Raw genomic sequence first — 18397 nt, 5'->3', positions numbered from 1 at the left:
TGTCTGTAATACGCATAATGCGCCCCGCAACGCCGACGAAGGTTATGCAAAAAAAAGATGGCTATGTAGCTCAGCTGGTTAGAGCACAACACTCATAATGTTGGGGTCACAGGTTCGAATCCCGTCATAGCCACCATCTTTTTTGCGGGAGTGGCGAAATTGGTAGACGCACCAGATTTAGGTTCTGGCGCCGCAAGGTGTGCGAGTTCAAGTCTCGCCTCCCGCACCATTTTAACCTCGTCAAGAATTTATCAGTTGGGATATCGCCAAGCGGTAAGGCACCAGGTTTTGATCCTGGCATTCCCAGGTTCGAATCCTGGTATCCCAGCCATATTTCTGATAAATTAGTGTGTTGACAATTGAATTAGCGGATGGGATATCGCCAAGCGGTAAGGCACCAGGTTTTGATCCTGGCATTCCCAGGTTCGAATCCTGGTATCCCAGCCATCTTTCGCTAGATTCAATATGGCTATGTAGCTCAGCTGGTTAGAGCACAACACTCATAATGTTGGGGTCACAGGTTCGAATCCCGTCATAGCCACCATTTTTTGGGATATCGCCAAGCGGTAAGGCACCAGGTTTTGATCCTGGCATTCCCAGGTTCGAATCCTGGTATCCCAGCCATATTTTGAAAGAGAGACTCGCAAAGCGAGTCTTTTTTTCTCCAAGTTGTTGCGGGAGTGGCGAAATTGGTAGACGCACCAGATTTAGGTTCTGGCGCCGCAAGGTGTGCGAGTTCAAGTCTCGCCTTCCGCACCATTGATTATTAACGTGTTTATCACGAAATCAACGATTAAGACTCGCAATAGCGGGTCTTTTTTGTTTCTGCGATCCTATTTTCCCTAAACACAATTTCTCCCTTTGTACTTCTCTTTACTTTCCTGCATTCAAAACGATTTTTTTAATTCCATCTTTATTTTTCCAAGCCTTTTTGATCTCTCTGTACATATATTCACTCAAATACTATACTCCCCTATAGTATATTTAAGGATTATATATGCCACACTCACCAGCAGAAAAAAAAGCCGCGTTAACTCGCGTGAGAAAAATCAAAGGGCAACTTCTTGCATTAGAAACTGCTCTTGAAAATGAAAATGAATGCGGTCAGGTATTACAACAAATTGCTGCCATTCGGGGCGCTATCAATGGCCTAATGGCAGGTGTACTCGAAAGTCATTTACGTGAAGGTCTAATGGATGCTGTCGCTTCTCCTGAAGATCAAAAAAATTCCGTTAATGATGCCATTTCACTTATCCGCACTTACCTGCGTTAATAACAAAAAAAGGATACACCATGAAATCTCGTGCTGCGGTCGCATTTGGACCAGGAGAGCCTTTAAAAATTGTTGAAGTTGATGTGATGCCACCAAAAGCTGGCGAAGTGCTCATAAAAATTAGCCACACAGGCGTTTGCCATACAGATGCCTTTACGCTCTCAGGTGATGATCCTGAAGGCGTCTTCCCAGCAATTCTTGGTCATGAAGGCGCAGGCGTTGTTGTTGAAGTAGGTGAAGGCGTCACTAGCGTAAAACCTGGCGATCATGTTATTCCCCTGTACACAGCAGAATGCGGTGAATGCCTATTTTGTAAATCAGGCAAAACAAACTTATGTGTTGCAGTCAGAGCAACACAAGGAAAAGGCTTAATGCCTGATGGAACAACACGCTTTTCCTATAATGGACAACCTATTTATCACTACATGGGATGTTCTACCTTTAGTGAATACAGCGTTGTTGCTGAAGTTTCACTAGCAAAAATTAATCCTGAAGCTAATCACGAAGAAGTCTGTTTATTAGGATGTGGTGTAACAACAGGTATTGGTGCAGTTCACAATACGGCAAAAGTACAAGAAGGTGATTCAGTCGCTGTCTTTGGTTTAGGTGGTATTGGTCTTGCTGTTCTGCAAGGTGCAAGACAAGCCAAAGCGGGCCGTATTTTTGCCATTGATACTAATCCTGAGAAATTTGCATTGGCACGTCAATTTGGTGCGACAGATTGTCTAAATCCTAATGATTACGATAAACCTATCCAGCAAGTCCTTGTCGAAATGACCCAATGGGGTGTTGATCATACTTTTGAATGTATCGGAAACGTCAATGTGATGAGAGCCGCATTAGAAAGTGCGCATCGTGGTTGGGGTCAATCTGTCATCATTGGTGTGGCAGGTGCAGGACAAGAGATCTCAACACGTCCTTTCCAATTAGTGACGGGTCGTTCGTGGAAAGGTACTGCTTTTGGTGGTGTAAAAGGCCGTAGTCAATTACCCGGCATGGTTGAAGATGCAATGAAAGGTAATATCGAACTTAAACCTTTTGTTACCCATAAACTGCCATTAGAAAAAATTAATGAAGCTTTTGATTTAATGCACGAAGGTAAATCAATCCGCACTGTTATTCATTTCGATTAATCATCCTCAAACCTATGTCTCATCGGTTTGTCTTTGTTTTTTAAAGGAGTCAAAATGGAAAGGATTGAACGTCACGCCTGTTTTGGTGGTTGGCAAGAAGTTTATCAACATACATCAAAGGCGTTAAGTTGTGAGATGAAATTTGCCATCTATCTTCCTCCGATGGAAGAAGGGCAAAAATACCCTGTTTTATATTGGTTATCAGGTTTAACTTGTAATGAACAAAATTTTATTACTAAAGCTGGTGCTCAACAATTTGCGGCACAACATAGCATTATTTTAGTTGTGCCAGATACCAGTCCTCGTGGTGAAAATGTCGCTGATGATAGTGTTTATGATCTAGGGCAAGGTGCAGGCTTTTATCTTAATGCCACCCAATCGCCTTGGAATGAACATTACAAGATGTATGACTATATTGTTGATGAGCTACCGACACTGATTGAAACACACTTTCCTGTCACGGATAAACGCGCAATTAGCGGTCATTCAATGGGAGGACATGGCGCCTTAACGATTGCCTTACGAAATTCAGCCCGCTATCGCAGCGTGTCGGCATTTTCTCCTATAGTGTCACCCTCTATTGTTCCTTGGGGTAAAAAGGCGTTTAGCGCCTATTTAGGGAATGATGTGGCACAGTGGAAACAATATGATGCGGTTGAATTAATTAACCAAGCAGAAAGTGTATTACCTATGCGTGTTGATGTCGGGCTTGATGATCCGTTCTATCAAGAACAGCTTAAACCTGAATTATATGCGCAAGTTTGTGACAAAAAACAGTTCCCTTATCAATTGAATTTACATCAAGGGTACGATCACAGTTACTATTTTGTGGCAAGTTTTATTGGCGAACATATTGCCTTTCATGCAAAGCACTTAAACGCTTAGCGATAATGCGATGCTCTCTTTGGGGAGATCATCGCATTACTTTATTACTTAAATCACTTAATGCCTAATGCATAACGTAGCGCCGCTTCTTTAGCCTTACCTGCATGTTGAGCTGCTAAAAGACCGATATTTCTAACAACTTTTAATCCCGGTAATTGGTGACTAAAGGCGTGATAAAAAACATCCATTCCCGCTTGCATCACTAAGTTATCAGGCATACGTCGACGCTGATATTTCTTCAATAACGCCATTGAATCCCAAGGTTCAAAATGTTTTTTGGCATCAGCCACTAAGTCTAAGAAACAATCCACATCACGGTAACCTAAATTGACGCCCTGCCCCGCTAAAGGATTGATGGTATGAGCCGCATCTCCCAACAAAATAATCCCTTTATCAACATAACGGCTTGCATGTTGACGCGTTAATGGGAATGAACCGGCTGCAATAGGTGTCGCTTTACCTAATCGCTCAGGAAAAGCATGTTGAATTTCTTTTTCTAACTGCATCATCGACATGTTTTGCAGTTTTCTAATTCGATCAGGTGAGTCATACCAAACCAAACAAGCCCAGTTATCAAAAAGCGGTAAATAAGCACGAGGCCCAGAAGGGTAAAAACGTTGCCATGTTCCCTTTTCTGGTGGTAATTCTGTTTTTACTGTAATCAACATACAAGATTGGCGATATTGCCAGCCATTGCTACCAATACCTGCAAATTGGCGTACTTGAGAATTCGCACCATCGGCACCCACCACTAAATTTGTGGTCACTTCACTGCCATCAGAAAGTGTTACCTTCCATTTATCATCTAAATAGATCATTTTACTTAGACTGTTTGGGCATAATAAAGTGATATTGCTATAACGTTCAGCTTCTTGCCAAAGCGCTAATTGCAAAATACGGTTTTCAACCATATACCCCAATTCGGGCAATCCTAAGCTTTTTGCATCAAAAACAACATGAGCGTTTTCTTCTTCCCATGTTTCAAGAGTGAGATAAGGCGCAGAACGCATAGCCAAAACATGTTGCCATGCACCTAGTTGTTTTAATAGACTAACGGACGCACAGCTAATCGCAGAAATACGGATATCAGGATGAGATGACGCATCAAAAGGTGCTGGAGACTGTCGTTCAATCATTGCGACACGCAATCCTTCTTGCGCCAGCCCAATTGCAACAGCAGCGCCAATCATCCCGCCACCCGCGATGATTGCATCAAAATCGTTTTTTACATTACTCATCATTGTTATGCCATAACTCATTACTTTAAATAATAGGTAAGCGCTGTTTCTGTTTATTTTGATTAAACTAAACGCCATAAAGAATTAGCGCCGACTTACTCTAGTCACTGACCACACAAATGACTACAATAACCGCCTTATTGGCTTATTACACGCAACGTTTTCCAGTGATTAGCTATTGTCTCACTGAAAATACCGGATTTACACAATGTCGACGATAAAAAAACTGTACATTAAAACTTGGGGCTGTCAGATGAATGAGTACGATTCATCCAAAATGGCAGACCTACTCGAAAGCACCCACGGTTATCAGTTAACCGATGTCGCCGAAGATGCGGACATTCTACTGCTAAATACCTGTTCTATCCGTGAGAAAGCACAAGAAAAAGTCTTTCATCAGTTAGGACGTTGGAAATATTTTAAAGATAATAAACCCGATATTATCATTGGCGTTGGCGGTTGTGTTGCCTCTCAAGAAGGTGAATACATTCGTCAACGTGCGCAGTGTGTCGATATTATCTTCGGACCACAAACCTTACACCGCTTACCTGAAATGATTAACCAGGTTAAAGGTACTAAAAGCCCAGTTGTCGATATCAGCTTCCCTGAAATCGAAAAATTTGACCGTCTGCCAGAGCCTCGTGCTGATGGACCTTCCGCTTTTGTTTCTATCATGGAAGGCTGTAACAAATACTGCTCTTTCTGCGTAGTTCCTTACACTCGCGGTGAAGAAGTTAGCCGTCCTTGTGATGATGTGCTATTTGAAATTGCTCAATTAGCTGCACAAGGTGTGCGCGAAGTAAACCTGTTAGGTCAAAACGTTAATGCCTATCGTGGCGCCACTTTTGATGGTCAAATCTGTAGCTTTGCTGAATTAATTCGCTTAGTGGCAGCAATTGATGGTATTGACCGCGTTCGCTTTACTACTAGCCACCCTATCGAATTTACTGACGATATTGTTGCAGTTTATGAAGATACACCAGAATTAGTCAGCTATTTACACTTACCAGTGCAAAGTGGTTCTGACCGCATTCTAACATTAATGAAGCGTAACCATACGGCACTTGAATATAAGAGCATCATTCGCAAATTACGCAAAGCGCGTCCTGGTATTCTGATAAGCTCAGACTTTATCATCGGTTTCCCAGGTGAAACACAAGACGACTTTGAAAAAACGATGCAATTAATTGCAGATGTTAATTTTGATATGAGCTTTAGTTTCATCTATTCCGCTCGTCCCGGTACGCCAGCCGCTGACTTACCTGATGACGTTAGCGAAGATGAAAAGAAACAGCGTTTATATCTGCTACAACAACGTATCAATCAACAAGCCATGAACTTTAGCCGAGCGATGCTAAACAGTGTGCAACGTATTCTTGTTGAAGGCCCTTCACGTAAAAATGTGATGGAGCTTTCTGGTCGTACTGAAAATAACCGAGTGGTTAACTTTGAAGGTACACCGGATATGATTGGTAAGTTCGTTGATGTTGAGATTGTGGACGTTTATGCCAACTCCCTACGTGGTAAAGTGGTTAGAACGGAAGATCAAATGGATTTACGTATCCATGAATCACCAGAATCCGTCATTGCACGTACTCGTAAAGAAGATGAATTAGGGGTAGGTGTTTACCAACCTTAATTAATCAGATTTAACAAAAGGATAATCAGTGACAGTAATAGCACATGCACAAGTAGCGACCCAAGAAATTTTCTTAGAGCCAGCTGACAATGCCCGTTTAATGAGCCTATGTGGTCCATTTGACGATAATATTAAGCAACTTGAGCGCCGTTTAGGTATCGAGATTAATCATCGTGATAACCGTTTTAAACTCACGGGTAAATCATTATGTGTCAATGCAGCAGCAGGAATTTTACGTCGCCTGTATGTGGAAACCTCGCCAATTAAAGGCGTGATCCCCGATATCGACCCTGAACAAATTCACCTTGCAATCAAAGAAAGCCGTGTGCTTGAGCAAAGTGATGAGCATGTTCCTGAATTTGGGAAATCGACCAATATTCGAACTAAGCGAGGTGTGATAAAACCTCGTACACCGAATCAGGCACAATATATTGCCAATATTCAAACCCATGATATTACTTTTGGTATTGGGCCTGCCGGTACAGGGAAAACTTATCTGGCTGTTGCTGCCGCTGTTGATGCTCTTGAACGTCAAGAAGTGCGTCGTATTTTATTAACACGCCCTGCGGTTGAAGCCGGTGAAAAACTGGGCTTTTTACCGGGCGATTTAAGTCAAAAAGTCGATCCCTATTTACGACCACTTTATGATGCGTTATTTGAGATGTTAGGTTTTGAAAAAGTTGAGAAACTAATAGAGCGTAATGTCATTGAAGTCGCTCCTCTCGCTTATATGCGTGGGCGTACACTCAATGATGCCTTTATTATTCTTGATGAAAGCCAAAACACCACCATCGAACAGATGAAAATGTTCTTAACGCGTATTGGCTTTAATTCTAAAGCGGTTGTTACTGGGGATATTACCCAAATTGACCTGCCAAGAGGCAATAAATCAGGCTTACGTCATGCCATCGAAGTTTTATCCGATGTGAATGACTTAAGTTTTAACTTTTTCCACAGTGAAGACGTTGTTCGCCACCCTGTGGTTGCCAAAATTGTTATCGCCTATGAAGCTTGGGAAACGGAAGATCAAAAACGTCGCCAAGCTATCAAAGCAGAAAAAGAGAAGCTTCAGAGAGAAAATCATGAGTGAAGTTATCCTTGATTTACAAGTAGCTAGTGAAAATACACAAGGGCTTCCTACTGAAGCCCAGTTTATGACATGGTTGGAAGCGGTATTACCGCAGTTTCAACCTGTAAGTGAAGTGACTATTCGCATTGTGGATGAAGCAGAAAGTCATGAACTGAATCTCACTTATCGCGGTAAAGATAGACCCACTAACGTGCTTTCTTTTCCTTTTGAAGCACCACCTGAAATTGAACTGCCTCTATTAGGTGATTTGATTATTTGCCGACAAGTGGTAGAAAAAGAAGCCGTTGAACAGAGTAAGACCGTCGAAGAACATTGGGCACACATGGTTATTCATGGTTGTCTGCATCTTTTAGGTTATGATCATATTGAAGATGATGAAGCCGAAGAAATGGAAGGTTTAGAGACAGAAATCTTACAAAATTTAGGTTATGCAGATCCCTATTTAATTGAAAAAGAGTAACAGTTCTCTTATTTTTATGATAAATACTATATCTAATTAACCATTCAATGAGGAAAAATAGTTAAAACGCCATGAGCGACGACCAATCTTCGAGTAACGATAACCCTGGTCCTAAGAAAGGGTTTCTCACACTGCTTAATCAGTGGTTCCACGGTGAACCTAAAAACCGTGATGATCTGATGGAGCTTATCCGCGATTCTGAACAGAAAGAATTAATTGATCCTGATACCCGCGACATGCTTGAAGGGGTAATGGATATTGCTGAACAGCGTGTTCGGGATATTATGATCCCACGCTCCCAAATCGTTACACTAAAACGTAATCAAACTCTTGATGAATGTTTAGATGTAATTATTGATTCAGCACATTCCCGTTTCCCAGTCATCAGCGAAGACAAAGATCATATTGAAGGCTTATTAATGGCAAAAGATTTACTGCCATTTATGCGTACTGACGCAGAGCCATTTAGTATGGATAAAGTCTTACGTTCAGCGGTTGTTGTACCTGAAAGTAAACGGGTCGATCGCCTATTAAAAGAATTCCGCTCACAACGCTATCATATGGCAATTGTGATTGATGAATTTGGAGGTGTATCAGGGCTTGTCACAATTGAAGATATTCTAGAACTTATCGTAGGCGAAATTGAAGATGAGTATGACGATGAGGATGATATTGATATTCGTCCACTGAGTCGCCATGCTTACTCAGTTCGAGCTTTAACCCAGATAGAAGATTTCAATGAAGCGTTCGGTACACATTTCAGCGATGAAGAAGTTGATACTATTGGCGGTTTAGTTATGCAAGCCTTTGGTCATCTTCCTGCTCGTGGTGAAACTATTACCATTGATAATTACCAATTTAAAGTTGTTATGGCAGATAGCCGTAAGATCATTCAGGTTTATGTGCATATCCCAGATGATGCGCCCATTCCTGAACTAGGTAATGATGCATAGGATCTAAATGAATAATACCTCTTTCTTAAACCGCCAGTGGGTTCGCGCCCTTCTGGCGGTTTTTTTCGGTGCTATCGGCACCTTCGCGTTTTCGCCTTTTAACTTTTGGCCTGCGGCCTTAATTTCACTGCTGGGCCTATTACTGATAATCACGCAACGTACAACCCGACAAGGTGCATTTCTTGGCTTTGCTTGGGGCTTTGGATTATTCGGCACCGGTGTAAATTGGGTTTATGTCAGCATTGCTGATTTTGGCGGTATGCCATTTGCAATAAATATCTTTTTAGTGATTTTATTAGCACTTTATTTATCACTCTATACCCTACTTTTTGCCGGCTTATTAAATAAGTTTTTCCCAAACCCGACTCTATGGCGATTTGTTTTTGCTGCACCCGCACTATGGCAAATTACAGAATTCTTAAGAGGTTGGGTATTATCGGGTTTCCCATGGTTACAATTTGGTTATAGCCAAATTGACGGCCCATTAAAAGGTATTGCACCTATTTTTGGTGTCACAATGATAACGTTGCTACTGACTGTTATCAGTGGCCTTATCGCATTTGCTCTCTTTCGAAAATCAATTTATAGCCTTGTTGCAGCACTCCTATTATTGGTGCTGCCTATCAGCTTTAAATCTTATCAGTGGTATCAACCATTACCTGATGAAACACAAGAGATAGCACTTGTTCAGGGGAATATTGCGCAATCATTAAAATGGGAACCCGGTACATTAGAAAGTACACTAAAAACCTATCTCACTTTAAGCCGTCCTTTTATTGGTAATGCAAATCTTATTATTTGGCCTGAATCGGCGATCCCTGATATTGAAATTCAACAGCAAGGCTTTTTAGCTGAGCTTGATAAGCAATTGAGAGAGCAAGATACTCATTTAATGACAGGAATTATTGATGCTCGGCCGACATTAGAAGGTTATCGTTTCTATAATAGTGTCATCACATTAGGTGAACACTATGCTTATCAATATCCAGCCACAGATCGCTATAATAAACATCACCTTGTTCCTTTTGGTGAATATGTACCATTAGAATCACTATTACGCCCACTGGCACCTTTCTTTAATTTACCGATGTCATCATTAAGCCAAGGCGAATATGTACAACCTCAACTGACTATCAATGATGCCAAAATTACCGCGGCTATCTGCTATGAAATTATTTTAGGTGAGCAAGTTCGTGCTAATTTCAAACCTGATACACGATTCTTATTAACGATTTCTAATGATGCGTGGTTTGGCAATTCAATCGGCCCTTGGCAGCATTTTCAAATGGCGAGAATGCGCTCTCTTGAGTTAGGAAGACCATTATTACGTTCGACAAATAATGGTATTACAGCCTTTATTGCCGCCAACGGTGATGTAATTTCTCAACTTCCTCAATTTGAAAAAGGTGCTTTAGCGGAAAAAATGACACCAACAACAGGATTAACCCCTTATTATAAATGGGGTAATACACCATTGTGGATACTGGTTGGATTATTTTTTATTATCGCCTTTATTAAACGCCGTAATTAAAATGAATAAAGCCCAACCTTATTAAGTTAATATTAATTAGGTTGGGCTTTCTCTAATAAAAGGGCTTTATCATGGAACATTACCCTGAACATATTCTCGATATTATTTGGCAAAGAGCTAAAAAAATATCAACAGATAATGAAACAAAGGGTTTCCGTACAGATAAAGAAAATAAATGGATCCAACGCCAAATGTTCAATCGGCAACAACATGAATTTGGCTGGGTATTATCAAAACACCCAGAGTCAATTAATCAACTTATTGAAGATAAAACCATTGTACCTGTGCATTGGAAAACTGCGATTAATATTCAACAAAAACAAGAGGTTGAATCTAAACGCCTTAATGTCTCCTTACTTGAACCACCAGCACTATCTCAATTAATTCATTCATCAGCCGATATTCAATCTTATTGGCAATATGCTCATAAGATTTCCAGTGATAACGAAGAAAAAGGTTTTCGTAAAGATTATTACGGTTATGTTATTGAGCAAAATGCGTTCGGAAATAAACAACATCAATATGGTTGGACATTAGCCCAATTAACACCTGTAAATAAAAATAATCAAACCGCTATCCCTATTAATATTGTGCCGATACATATTAATACTTCAAAACGTATTGCCAATGAAAAAGTGTTAATAGCTCAAAACACTCAAGAAGCAAAAATTGAGCGTAGACGTAAAAATGTTTTTTATGAGGTGATCTACTTTATTGCCAGCTTACCCGGTATCATTTTTTCTTTACTAAAATTCTGATAACTGATTTAAAAAGAAGCCCACCATAAACGTAGTTTCAATCCCCATGAGGATGACCAACCACTCGTAAAGCCCACCATCTCCCCTTTATAAACAATAACAAATGAAGGTGTTGCACTAATTTCCCACTGCTGAGAAATATCGCCTCGATTATCATTTATTACAGGAAAGACCAATTCTTTAGACTGAATACCACGTGCGAGTTTTGCATTATCACCAGAACGGATCGCAACTGATGTCACGTTATACCCATCTTGCGCTAACGAATTTACTGCGGGTGTTGTTAGTTTACAAACACCACACCATGTTGCCCAAAAATAGATTAATAAGGGTTTTTCAGCACTCAATTCTGTTAATGAAACAACTTTATTATCAACAGTATAAAGTTCAGGTAAATTCGTTAAAGAAGGTGGCGTAGGTTGTCGCCACCAATCCATCGCGAAAGAGGCTATACCGAAAATGACCACCAGAACAATAAGTTCTTTACTCCACTTTCGTAAGCGACTACGCATTATTTTTTCACTTTAGCCAGTTGCTCTTTCACAATCACTTCTAGCTGAGCATAATCAACGGCGCCTGGGATAACCATATCGCCAACAACAGTTGCAGGTGTACCTTGAATACCTAATTTACGAGAAAGATCTAGGTTATTTTGTAACGCTTTTAAGCTGTCATCCGTTAATTTTACTTTGCTTGTATTGGTAGTTTTCATTGCATCATCAATACTTGCATTATCTAGCATTGTTTTCTTCTGCATTAAACGTTGATGTAACGCTAAGAACGCTTTTGGATCTTCTTTCCATACAGAAAGCACAGCTTGGGAAGCTTTGGCCGAACTTTCGCCTTTAAATGGTAATGGTTTAATTACCACAGCTACTTCTGGATAATCTTTTGTGATTTGTTCTAATAATGGATCGAAACGTTTGCAGTATGGGCAGTTATAATCAGTAAAAGAAACTAACACTAACTTCGCGTCTTTTGCACCAATACGAGGGCTTGCTGCATCGTTATATAATGCGTCGTGTTCTGCCTTTAATGCAGTACGAAATTGTGCTTGTTGCTCATCGGCTTTTTGTGCTTGTAATGCAGTGATTGCTTCTTCCAGAATTTCTGGATTTTTGATTAATGTATCACGAACCAGCGCGCGAACTTCTTTTTCCTGATCAGCACTTAATGCCGCGGCTTGCACATTTGCACCAAAAAGTAATGACGAAATAACCAGTGCAGAAAGTGTTTTTTTCATTATTGGGCTCCTTTAGCCTCTGAAAGAACAGTCAATGTTGAATCTTTATTTAAAAGAGGGGGTAAAACCACGCCATCTTTATGGCAAGGTCCATAAACTTGGTTAAAAGGTACAGCAACTTGACCACGTTGTTTTAAAAACTGAGTGATCTTATCAGAGGGTTTAGTCCAATCCCCTCTTAATGCAACAACATCAGGTGCTGACAGTGCAGCCTGAATATCTTCTCGCAATAATACATTGTATTTGTTTGCTTTGCAGGTCACACACCAATCTGCCGTGACATCAACAAACACACGTTTATTATCAGCCAAGGCTTGATGTATTGCTTCTTCAGATAAAGGTTTCCAATTTACCGAGTCTTGACCTGCAAGTGTATGGCTTTCTGGTTGAGCAACAAATAAATAAGTACTTCCCGCCAAAAATAAGGCAATTACAGTAGAAATAAGAGCCGTTTTTTTGTCATAGTGCCGTGTAATTGCGAGTAATAAAAGCAAAGTAATAACAATAAAAATGCCAGCAACAATTGCCATCCCAAAATGAGGAATTAAAAGTGTAATAAGCCAAATGCTAGACAACAGCATCATAAAACCTAAAACAACTCTTAGGCGATTCATCCATTTACCGGGTTTTGGTAGCACTTTTGCAACAGATGGAAATATTGCCACTAAGATCCAAGGCAAACTCATTCCTATCCCTAATGCAGTAAAAATAAGCCATAACTCACTTAACGGAGCAATCAAAGCATAAGCGACTGCGGTACCTAAAAATGGTGCAGAACAAGGGGTAGCAAGTAAAGTAGCAAAAGCACCTTCCCAAAAATGACGACCATATCCCTGCCCACCAGCCGTTGCCATTTTAGTATTCATATTGCTACTTAAACGTAACTCAAATAGACCAAATAAATTAGCGGTAAAAATAGCCGTCACTAACACCATAAATCCAATAAACCAGGGGCTTTGAAACTGTATTCCCCAACCTAAGGCTTCTTGGCTATAGCGTAAACCCGTCATAAATAGAGCTAATGCCCAAAAAGAAACTAAAATACCTAAAACAGACACCGAAAATTGCTTACGAATAACCCCTTTATCTCGATTTTCAAGGTGTAAAATCGAACCCAACTTCATCGCGAGTACAGGTAATACGCAAGGCATTAAATTTAAGATCAATCCACCTAATAGCGCAAAAGCTAGAATACTCCATAATCCAACACTTGAATGAGATGGAGGAGCAATACCTGTTTTCCCCAGTCCTATTGTGTCATTAACTTGACGAGAGAAATCTTGGTCAGTAATAACAAATGAGAGTGCTTTACCCGAAATATCACCCGCAGCATCACCCCAGTCATCAGTTACATCAACAGTGACAAATAAATTATTATCTTTATGATTTAAATGCGGAATACCATAAAGCATACCTTCGGGAGGATCGAGATAAATATTAGGTTTAACCCACGAACCTTGCTCTTTTTGTAAAGAGATAGTGAGCTGGCTATCGTTATAATCAGAAGAAACCGAGGAGATAAGTCCTGTGCCAACTGGGATTTTTGCCATCGCCTGACTATATTGCCATTCAAAATCAGCAGGTGCTGGCTCTGTAAGATCCAAGTCTAAAGTGTAGTCAGTCAAAATACAGACATTACTGCATGTTGATAACGTTAAAACGCCTGTTAAACGATCCGCATCAACAGAGGTTAATTCAATCGGAAAAACAACTTGCTTGTCATAGCCTTGAGTGTGAATACCTGCGACATCGAAAGCAGAAGGTGACGGCCAATGCCATACCATTGTACTCACATCTTGTGACCAATTAATTTCAGGTGCAACACCACCTTCTCCTGGTGAGCGCCAGTAAGTTTTCCATCCAGACTCAAGTTGCACTTCAAGTAACATTTTCACATCGCCTGTTGGTGACTTTTGTGCTGTCGCCCTAACTTGTGCGTGAGAATTATCAGGCATGGTTAACCAACCTGTATCTGCTGCTTGAGATGTAGATAACGTAAATAGCGTTAATACCAACGCCATAACAAAAGAACGAAACATAACAACTCCCTAAAAATTCCTACAACGCTACACACAAAGCTACGCCCAAAGATAGACGTGCAAATTTTTAGCTAAAAGGAAATTTCTAATCCCTCAAAATACAATAATGAAGGTGAAGTCTTATCGGAGGAGGTGGATGATGGTGTTTTTTCTGGCTACGCTGACGCGAAACATAGATAGCGGCCATACTTAACAGTAATAGTACAGCCCACGAATGGAAAAAAGGCTCTATTGTTAGTGGAGGAACAGATAATAATGATTTAGCACTTAATTCACAGGTAGAGAGTGAATAAGTATGTTCTGTTGCGCTATTCTCATCAGTAATCGGTGTTGATAGTGGATATTGAGTTTGAGAAACAGCCGTCGCTAAGCGCTCACTAATGACGTGGGCACCTAATGAACGCTGAACAATGCAACACAAGATCAGCAAAACTGTTATCACCACTAGCCAGCGACCTGACCGCCAATTACTCATAGATGTTCCTCATCAATATGACCCGCTATCTTAACGGTAATCCACAGACAAACAACTCCTTAAGACAAACTTTACAAATCCCTACTTATTTTATTTTTGCTATTATCTCAATTTTTCATCTTTAACCTTTATTTCCGTAAGGTTTCTACTACAATAATTTTAAATATTGAAAACAACTTCCAAAAAAATAATCAACCACATTTGATTTCATTCTTTTATTGAGAGATACCTCTCGTATTTCACAAATTACACTTCCCAACGGTATGTTATTTGTTCTATCTATTAACATTATCAAAACAAATTAAAACAAAAAAGCAACACAAGGCAAATCACAAATATCATTTATCACCACGACAGGAGTTATTATGCGCATGCGTAAACTAGCATTATCATTAATGATTTTAGGGGCTGCAGGAGCTGTGCAGGCAGAAGAACTCACTGGAACCTTAAAAAAAATCAACGACAACGATATTATTATTGTTGGACATCGGGAATCCTCTGTTCCTTTCTCTTACTATGACAACCAACAAAAAGTGGTTGGTTATTCTCAAGACTATTCCAATCTGATTGTACAAGCAGTAAAAGACAAAATAGGCAAACCTAATCTGCAAGTTCGCCTGATCCCTATTACATCTCAGAATCGCATTCCATTATTACAAAATGGTACATTTGATTTTGAATGTGGCTCAACAACCAATAATGAAGCTCGTCAGCAACAAGCTAGTTTCTCTAATACTATTTTTATCGTAGGTACACGTTTACTGGCGAAAAAAGACGGTGGAATAAAAGACTTCTCTGATCTATCCGGTAAAAACGTAGTCGTAACATCAGGAACAACATCTGAAATGTTACTCAACAAACTTAACGATGAGAAAAAAATGAATATGCGCATTATCAGCGCAAAAGATCATGGAGACTCATTCCGTACACTTGAATCAGGTCGTGCTGTCGCTTTTATGATGGATGATGCATTACTTGCTGGTGAACGCGCTAAAGCGAAAAAACCAGGTCAGTGGGAAATTGTAGGAACCCCACAATCTGAAGAAGCCTATGGTTGTATGTTGCGTAAAGACGATGCTCAATTCAAAGCATTAATCGATGAAACTATCGCTAACGCACAAAAATCAGGCGAAGCAGAAAAATCCTTCAATCGCTGGTTCAATGCCCCTATTCCACCTAAAAACCTTAACCTAGAATTCACTATCTCTGATGAAATGAAAGCCTTATTTGCATCACCAAATGATAAAGCATTGAATTAAAAATACATACGAAGTTGATGCAAACAAATAATTATAAAGTATCTGTTGGACAGACAGATCAGTGAAGTTTGGGGCAGTCGTTCCCTGCCCCTATTTTTCACCGGAGGTGAAATCATGTCGATTGATTGGGATTGGGGGATATTCTTCCAAGAAGCTCCTTTCGGAAACACCACATACTTAGGATGGCTGATTTCAGGCTTCCAAGTCACCATTGCCTTATCTTTATGCGCTTGGGTTATTGCCTTTCTTGTTGGTTCTTTATTCGGAATTTTGCGTACTGTACCTAATCGTTGGCTTTCGAGCTTAGGTACAATTTATGTTGAGTTATTCCGAAACGTACCACTTATTGTTCAATTCTTTACATGGTATTTAGTTATTCCTGAACTATTACCTCAATCTATTGGCGACTGGTTTAAAATGGACTTAGCGCCAAATGTACAGTTTTTTGTCTCTTCAGCACTCTGTTTAGGTTTGTTTACTGCAGCACGTATGTGCGAACAAGTCAGAGCTGCAATTAATTCATTACCCCGTGGGCAAAAAGCTGCTGGACTTGCCTTGGGTTTAACTTTACCTCAAACCTATCGTTATGTTTTATTACCCAACGCTTACCGTGTCATTATTCCACCAATGACCTCCGAAATGCTTAATCTCGTAAAAAACTCAGCGATTGCTTCCACTATCGGGTTAATTGATATGGCGGCACAAGCAAACAAGCTACTCGATTATTCAGCGAAAGCGTATGAGTCATTCACAGCAATTACCCTCGCCTATGTTTTTATCAACGTCATCATTATGTTAATCATGAGTTGGCTTGAAAAACGTGTGCGTTTACCAGGCACAACAGGAGGTCAATAATGTACGAATTTGACTGGAGTTCTGTTGTTCCAAGCCTACCATTTTTAGTCGATGGTATGGCAATCACTTTAAAAATCACTATCACCGCTATAGTAGTTGGTATTTTATGGGGAACGGTGCTTGCTGTTATGCGCCTTTCTACGTTTAAACCTATTAGTTGGTTTGCGGCTGCTTACGTTAATACCTTTCGTTCAATCCCATTAGTCATGGTATTACTGTGGTTTTATTTAATTGTGCCTAACATATTACAAAATGTTCTAGGACTTTCACCGAAAAGTGATATCCGTTTAATTTCAGCAATGATAGCGTTCTCATTATTTGAAGCTGCGTACTACTCTGAAATTATAAGAGCAGGTATTCAAAGTGTTAGTAAAGGACAATTCTCTGCCTCACTTGCATTAGGAATGACTAAATCACAAACGATGCGCTTAGTGATTTTACCTCAAGCATTTAGAGCCATGGTTCCACTTTTACTCACTCAAGGAATTGTCTTGTTCCAAGATACGTCCTTAGTTTATGTATTAAGTCTCACTGACTTTTTCAGAACGGCGGCAAATATTGGTGAACGCGATGGCACACAAGTTGAGATGATCCTCTTTGCAGGTTTTGTTTATTTTGTCATTAGCTTCGCAGCTTCAATGTTAGTGAACTTTCTTAAAAAAAGGACTACCTAGATGATTTCCCTAAAAGACGTATCCAAATGGTATGGTCAATTTCAAGTACTGACTGAATGTTCCACTGAAGTTAAAAAGGGGGAAGTTGTTGTTGTCTGTGGGCCTTCTGGTTCAGGTAAATCGACACTGATCAAAACAGTGAATGGTCTAGAACCAATACAGCAAGGTGAGATCCTTGTTAATGAAATCAAAGTAAATGATAAACGTACCGATCTTGCTAAATTACGAGCAAAAGTAGGTATGGTATTCCAACATTTTGAACTTTTCCCTCATCTTTCTATTATTGAAAATCTTACACTCGCACAAGTTAAAGTACTTAATAGAGAGAAAGGCGCAGCAAAAGAAAAAGGCTTAAAGTTATTAGAACGCGTTGGTCTATCCAGTCATGCGAACAAATACCCAGCTCAACTTTCTGGTGGTCAACAACAGCGTGTCGCCATTGCTCGAGCTTTATGTATGGACCCTATCGCAATGTTATTTGATGAACCTACATCCGCACTTGATCCTGAAATGATTAACGAAGTACTCGATGTAATGGTAGAGCTTGCAAATGAAGGCATGACGATGATGGTAGTAACCCATGAAATGGGTTTTGCTAAAAAAGTTGCTGACCGTATTATCTTTATGGATGAAGGTCGAATTGTGGAAGATAGGCCTAAAAATGACTTTTTTGATAATCCAAAATCAGACAGGGCAAAAGATTTCTTAGCTAAAATCTTGCATTAATACTTTATATCTCCTCTGCTGGCGTGCTTTCTTAGCACGTCAGCCTCAAATAATAATTTTGAAAAACCTCGCAACCAAATATCAAGCAATCTTCTTTTCTCGCAATATCACCAACATTTTTCTAGAAAACACGCATTTATTCTCTTTTTGTTTTAACTCGTTCCAA

At 40.0% G+C, this 18397-nt stretch carries 18 protein-coding genes and 7 tRNA genes; 20 read left to right on the top strand and 5 right to left on the bottom strand.

The genetic code is table 11. The features are described 5' to 3' along the window. Nucleotides 1–59 precede the first annotated feature (59 nt). From GWI68_RS16320 to fghA, 10 genes are all read left to right on the top strand, one after another. Nucleotides 60–136: transfer RNA gene (locus GWI68_RS16320), tRNA-Met, on the top strand. A gap of 8 nt (nt 137–144) precedes the next feature. Beyond that, nucleotides 145–229: transfer RNA gene (locus GWI68_RS16315), tRNA-Leu, on the top strand. Nucleotides 230–256: 27 nt separating this feature from the next. Then, nucleotides 257–331 (top strand) — tRNA-Gln (locus GWI68_RS16310). A gap of 41 nt (nt 332–372) precedes the next feature. Beyond that, nucleotides 373–447, top strand: a tRNA-Gln gene (locus GWI68_RS16305). A 20-nt stretch (nt 448–467) separates the two neighbouring features. Further along, nucleotides 468–544 (top strand) — tRNA-Met (locus tag GWI68_RS16300). Nucleotides 545–549: 5 nt separating this feature from the next. Next, nucleotides 550–624: transfer RNA gene (locus tag GWI68_RS16295), tRNA-Gln, on the top strand. 50 nt (nt 625–674) lie between these two features. Next, nucleotides 675–759 (top strand) — tRNA-Leu (locus GWI68_RS16290). A 238-nt stretch (nt 760–997) separates the two neighbouring features. Further along, complete coding sequence (locus GWI68_RS16285; protein WP_166540956.1) at nt 998–1273, top strand: metal-sensing transcriptional repressor; 276 nt, start codon at nt 998–1000, stop codon at nt 1271–1273. Nucleotides 1274–1293: 20 nt separating this feature from the next. Further along, entirely contained in the window at nt 1294–2406 is a 1113-nt protein-coding gene (locus GWI68_RS16280) for an S-(hydroxymethyl)glutathione dehydrogenase/class III alcohol dehydrogenase (protein ID WP_109409529.1), read from the top strand. A gap of 54 nt (nt 2407–2460) precedes the next feature. Next, the gene (gene fghA, locus GWI68_RS16275; protein WP_166540955.1) at nt 2461–3291 is read left to right on the top strand and encodes an S-formylglutathione hydrolase; all 831 of its coding nucleotides are present in this window, start codon (nt 2461–2463) and stop codon (nt 3289–3291) included. 53 nt (nt 3292–3344) lie between these two features. On the opposite strand, the gene ubiF is transcribed toward fghA, so the two are convergent. After that, entirely contained in the window at nt 3345–4532 is a 1188-nt protein-coding gene (gene ubiF, locus GWI68_RS16270) for a 3-demethoxyubiquinol 3-hydroxylase (protein WP_208105229.1), read from the bottom strand. A 205-nt stretch (nt 4533–4737) separates the two neighbouring features. Between ubiF and miaB the strand changes: the two genes are divergently transcribed. From miaB to GWI68_RS16240, 6 genes are all read left to right on the top strand, one after another. Further along, nucleotides 4738–6168, top strand: coding sequence for a tRNA (N6-isopentenyl adenosine(37)-C2)-methylthiotransferase MiaB (gene miaB / locus GWI68_RS16265; RefSeq protein WP_166540953.1), 1431 nt, complete (start codon nt 4738–4740; stop codon nt 6166–6168). Nucleotides 6169–6196: 28 nt separating this feature from the next. Further along, complete coding sequence (locus GWI68_RS16260; protein ID WP_036912056.1) at nt 6197–7258, top strand: PhoH family protein; 1062 nt, start codon at nt 6197–6199, stop codon at nt 7256–7258. Next, entirely contained in the window at nt 7251–7718 is a 468-nt protein-coding gene (ybeY, locus tag GWI68_RS16255; RefSeq protein WP_075671597.1) for an rRNA maturation RNase YbeY, read from the top strand. Before GWI68_RS16260 ends, ybeY begins: the two co-directional genes overlap by 8 nt. A gap of 71 nt (nt 7719–7789) precedes the next feature. Next, entirely contained in the window at nt 7790–8671 is an 882-nt protein-coding gene (gene corC / locus GWI68_RS16250) for a CNNM family magnesium/cobalt transport protein CorC (RefSeq protein ID WP_023581153.1), read from the top strand. 7 nt (nt 8672–8678) lie between these two features. Beyond that, nucleotides 8679–10202, top strand: a complete 1524-nt coding sequence (gene lnt / locus GWI68_RS16245) for an apolipoprotein N-acyltransferase (RefSeq protein WP_166540952.1) — start codon at nt 8679–8681, stop codon at nt 10200–10202. A 71-nt stretch (nt 10203–10273) separates the two neighbouring features. Next, nucleotides 10274–10960, top strand: coding sequence for a hypothetical protein (locus tag GWI68_RS16240; RefSeq protein WP_166540951.1), 687 nt, complete (start codon nt 10274–10276; stop codon nt 10958–10960). A gap of 8 nt (nt 10961–10968) precedes the next feature. On the opposite strand, the gene GWI68_RS16235 is transcribed toward GWI68_RS16240, so the two are convergent. The 4 genes from GWI68_RS16235 to GWI68_RS16220 all read right to left on the bottom strand — a co-directional run bounded on the left by GWI68_RS16235 (nt 10969) and on the right by GWI68_RS16220 (nt 14717). Further along, on the bottom strand, nt 10969–11472 hold the full coding sequence (locus tag GWI68_RS16235; RefSeq protein WP_166540950.1) for a protein disulfide oxidoreductase: 504 nt from the start codon (nt 11470–11472) through the stop codon (nt 10969–10971). Then, on the bottom strand, nt 11472–12203 hold the full coding sequence (locus GWI68_RS16230; RefSeq protein WP_109409522.1) for a DsbA family protein: 732 nt from the start codon (nt 12201–12203) through the stop codon (nt 11472–11474). Before GWI68_RS16230 ends, GWI68_RS16235 begins: the two co-directional genes overlap by 1 nt. After that, nucleotides 12203–14242, bottom strand: coding sequence for a protein-disulfide reductase DsbD domain-containing protein (locus GWI68_RS16225; protein WP_166540949.1), 2040 nt, complete (start codon nt 14240–14242; stop codon nt 12203–12205). The genes GWI68_RS16230 and GWI68_RS16225 overlap by 1 nt, the downstream gene beginning before the upstream one ends. Before the next feature lie 85 nt (nt 14243–14327). After that, on the bottom strand, nt 14328–14717 hold the full coding sequence (locus GWI68_RS16220) for a metal resistance protein (RefSeq protein WP_109409520.1): 390 nt from the start codon (nt 14715–14717) through the stop codon (nt 14328–14330). Between the two features lie 365 nt (nt 14718–15082). Between GWI68_RS16220 and GWI68_RS16215 the strand changes: the two genes are divergently transcribed. The 4 genes from GWI68_RS16215 (at nt 15083) to GWI68_RS16200 (ending at nt 18231) form a co-directional block, all read left to right on the top strand. Beyond that, the gene (locus GWI68_RS16215) at nt 15083–15976 is read left to right on the top strand and encodes an amino acid ABC transporter substrate-binding protein (RefSeq protein ID WP_109409519.1); all 894 of its coding nucleotides are present in this window, start codon (nt 15083–15085) and stop codon (nt 15974–15976) included. A gap of 114 nt (nt 15977–16090) precedes the next feature. Then, on the top strand, nt 16091–16831 hold the full coding sequence (locus GWI68_RS16210; protein WP_109409518.1) for an amino acid ABC transporter permease: 741 nt from the start codon (nt 16091–16093) through the stop codon (nt 16829–16831). Beyond that, the gene (gene gltK / locus GWI68_RS16205; protein ID WP_072070241.1) at nt 16831–17505 is read left to right on the top strand and encodes a glutamate/aspartate ABC transporter permease GltK; all 675 of its coding nucleotides are present in this window, start codon (nt 16831–16833) and stop codon (nt 17503–17505) included. Before GWI68_RS16210 ends, gltK begins: the two co-directional genes overlap by 1 nt. Then, a complete protein-coding gene (locus GWI68_RS16200) occupies nt 17506–18231 on the top strand; it encodes an amino acid ABC transporter ATP-binding protein (RefSeq protein WP_166540948.1) in 726 nt (241 codons plus the stop codon). It abuts the gene before it with no gap. Nucleotides 18232–18397 lie beyond the last annotated feature (166 nt).

This window comes from Proteus sp. G2669 (assembly GCF_009915245.1).
Lineage (GTDB): Bacteria > Pseudomonadota > Gammaproteobacteria > Enterobacterales > Enterobacteriaceae > Proteus.
The sequence above is the reverse complement of the archived record's forward strand: the minus strand, read 5'-3'. Positions and strand labels throughout refer to the sequence as shown.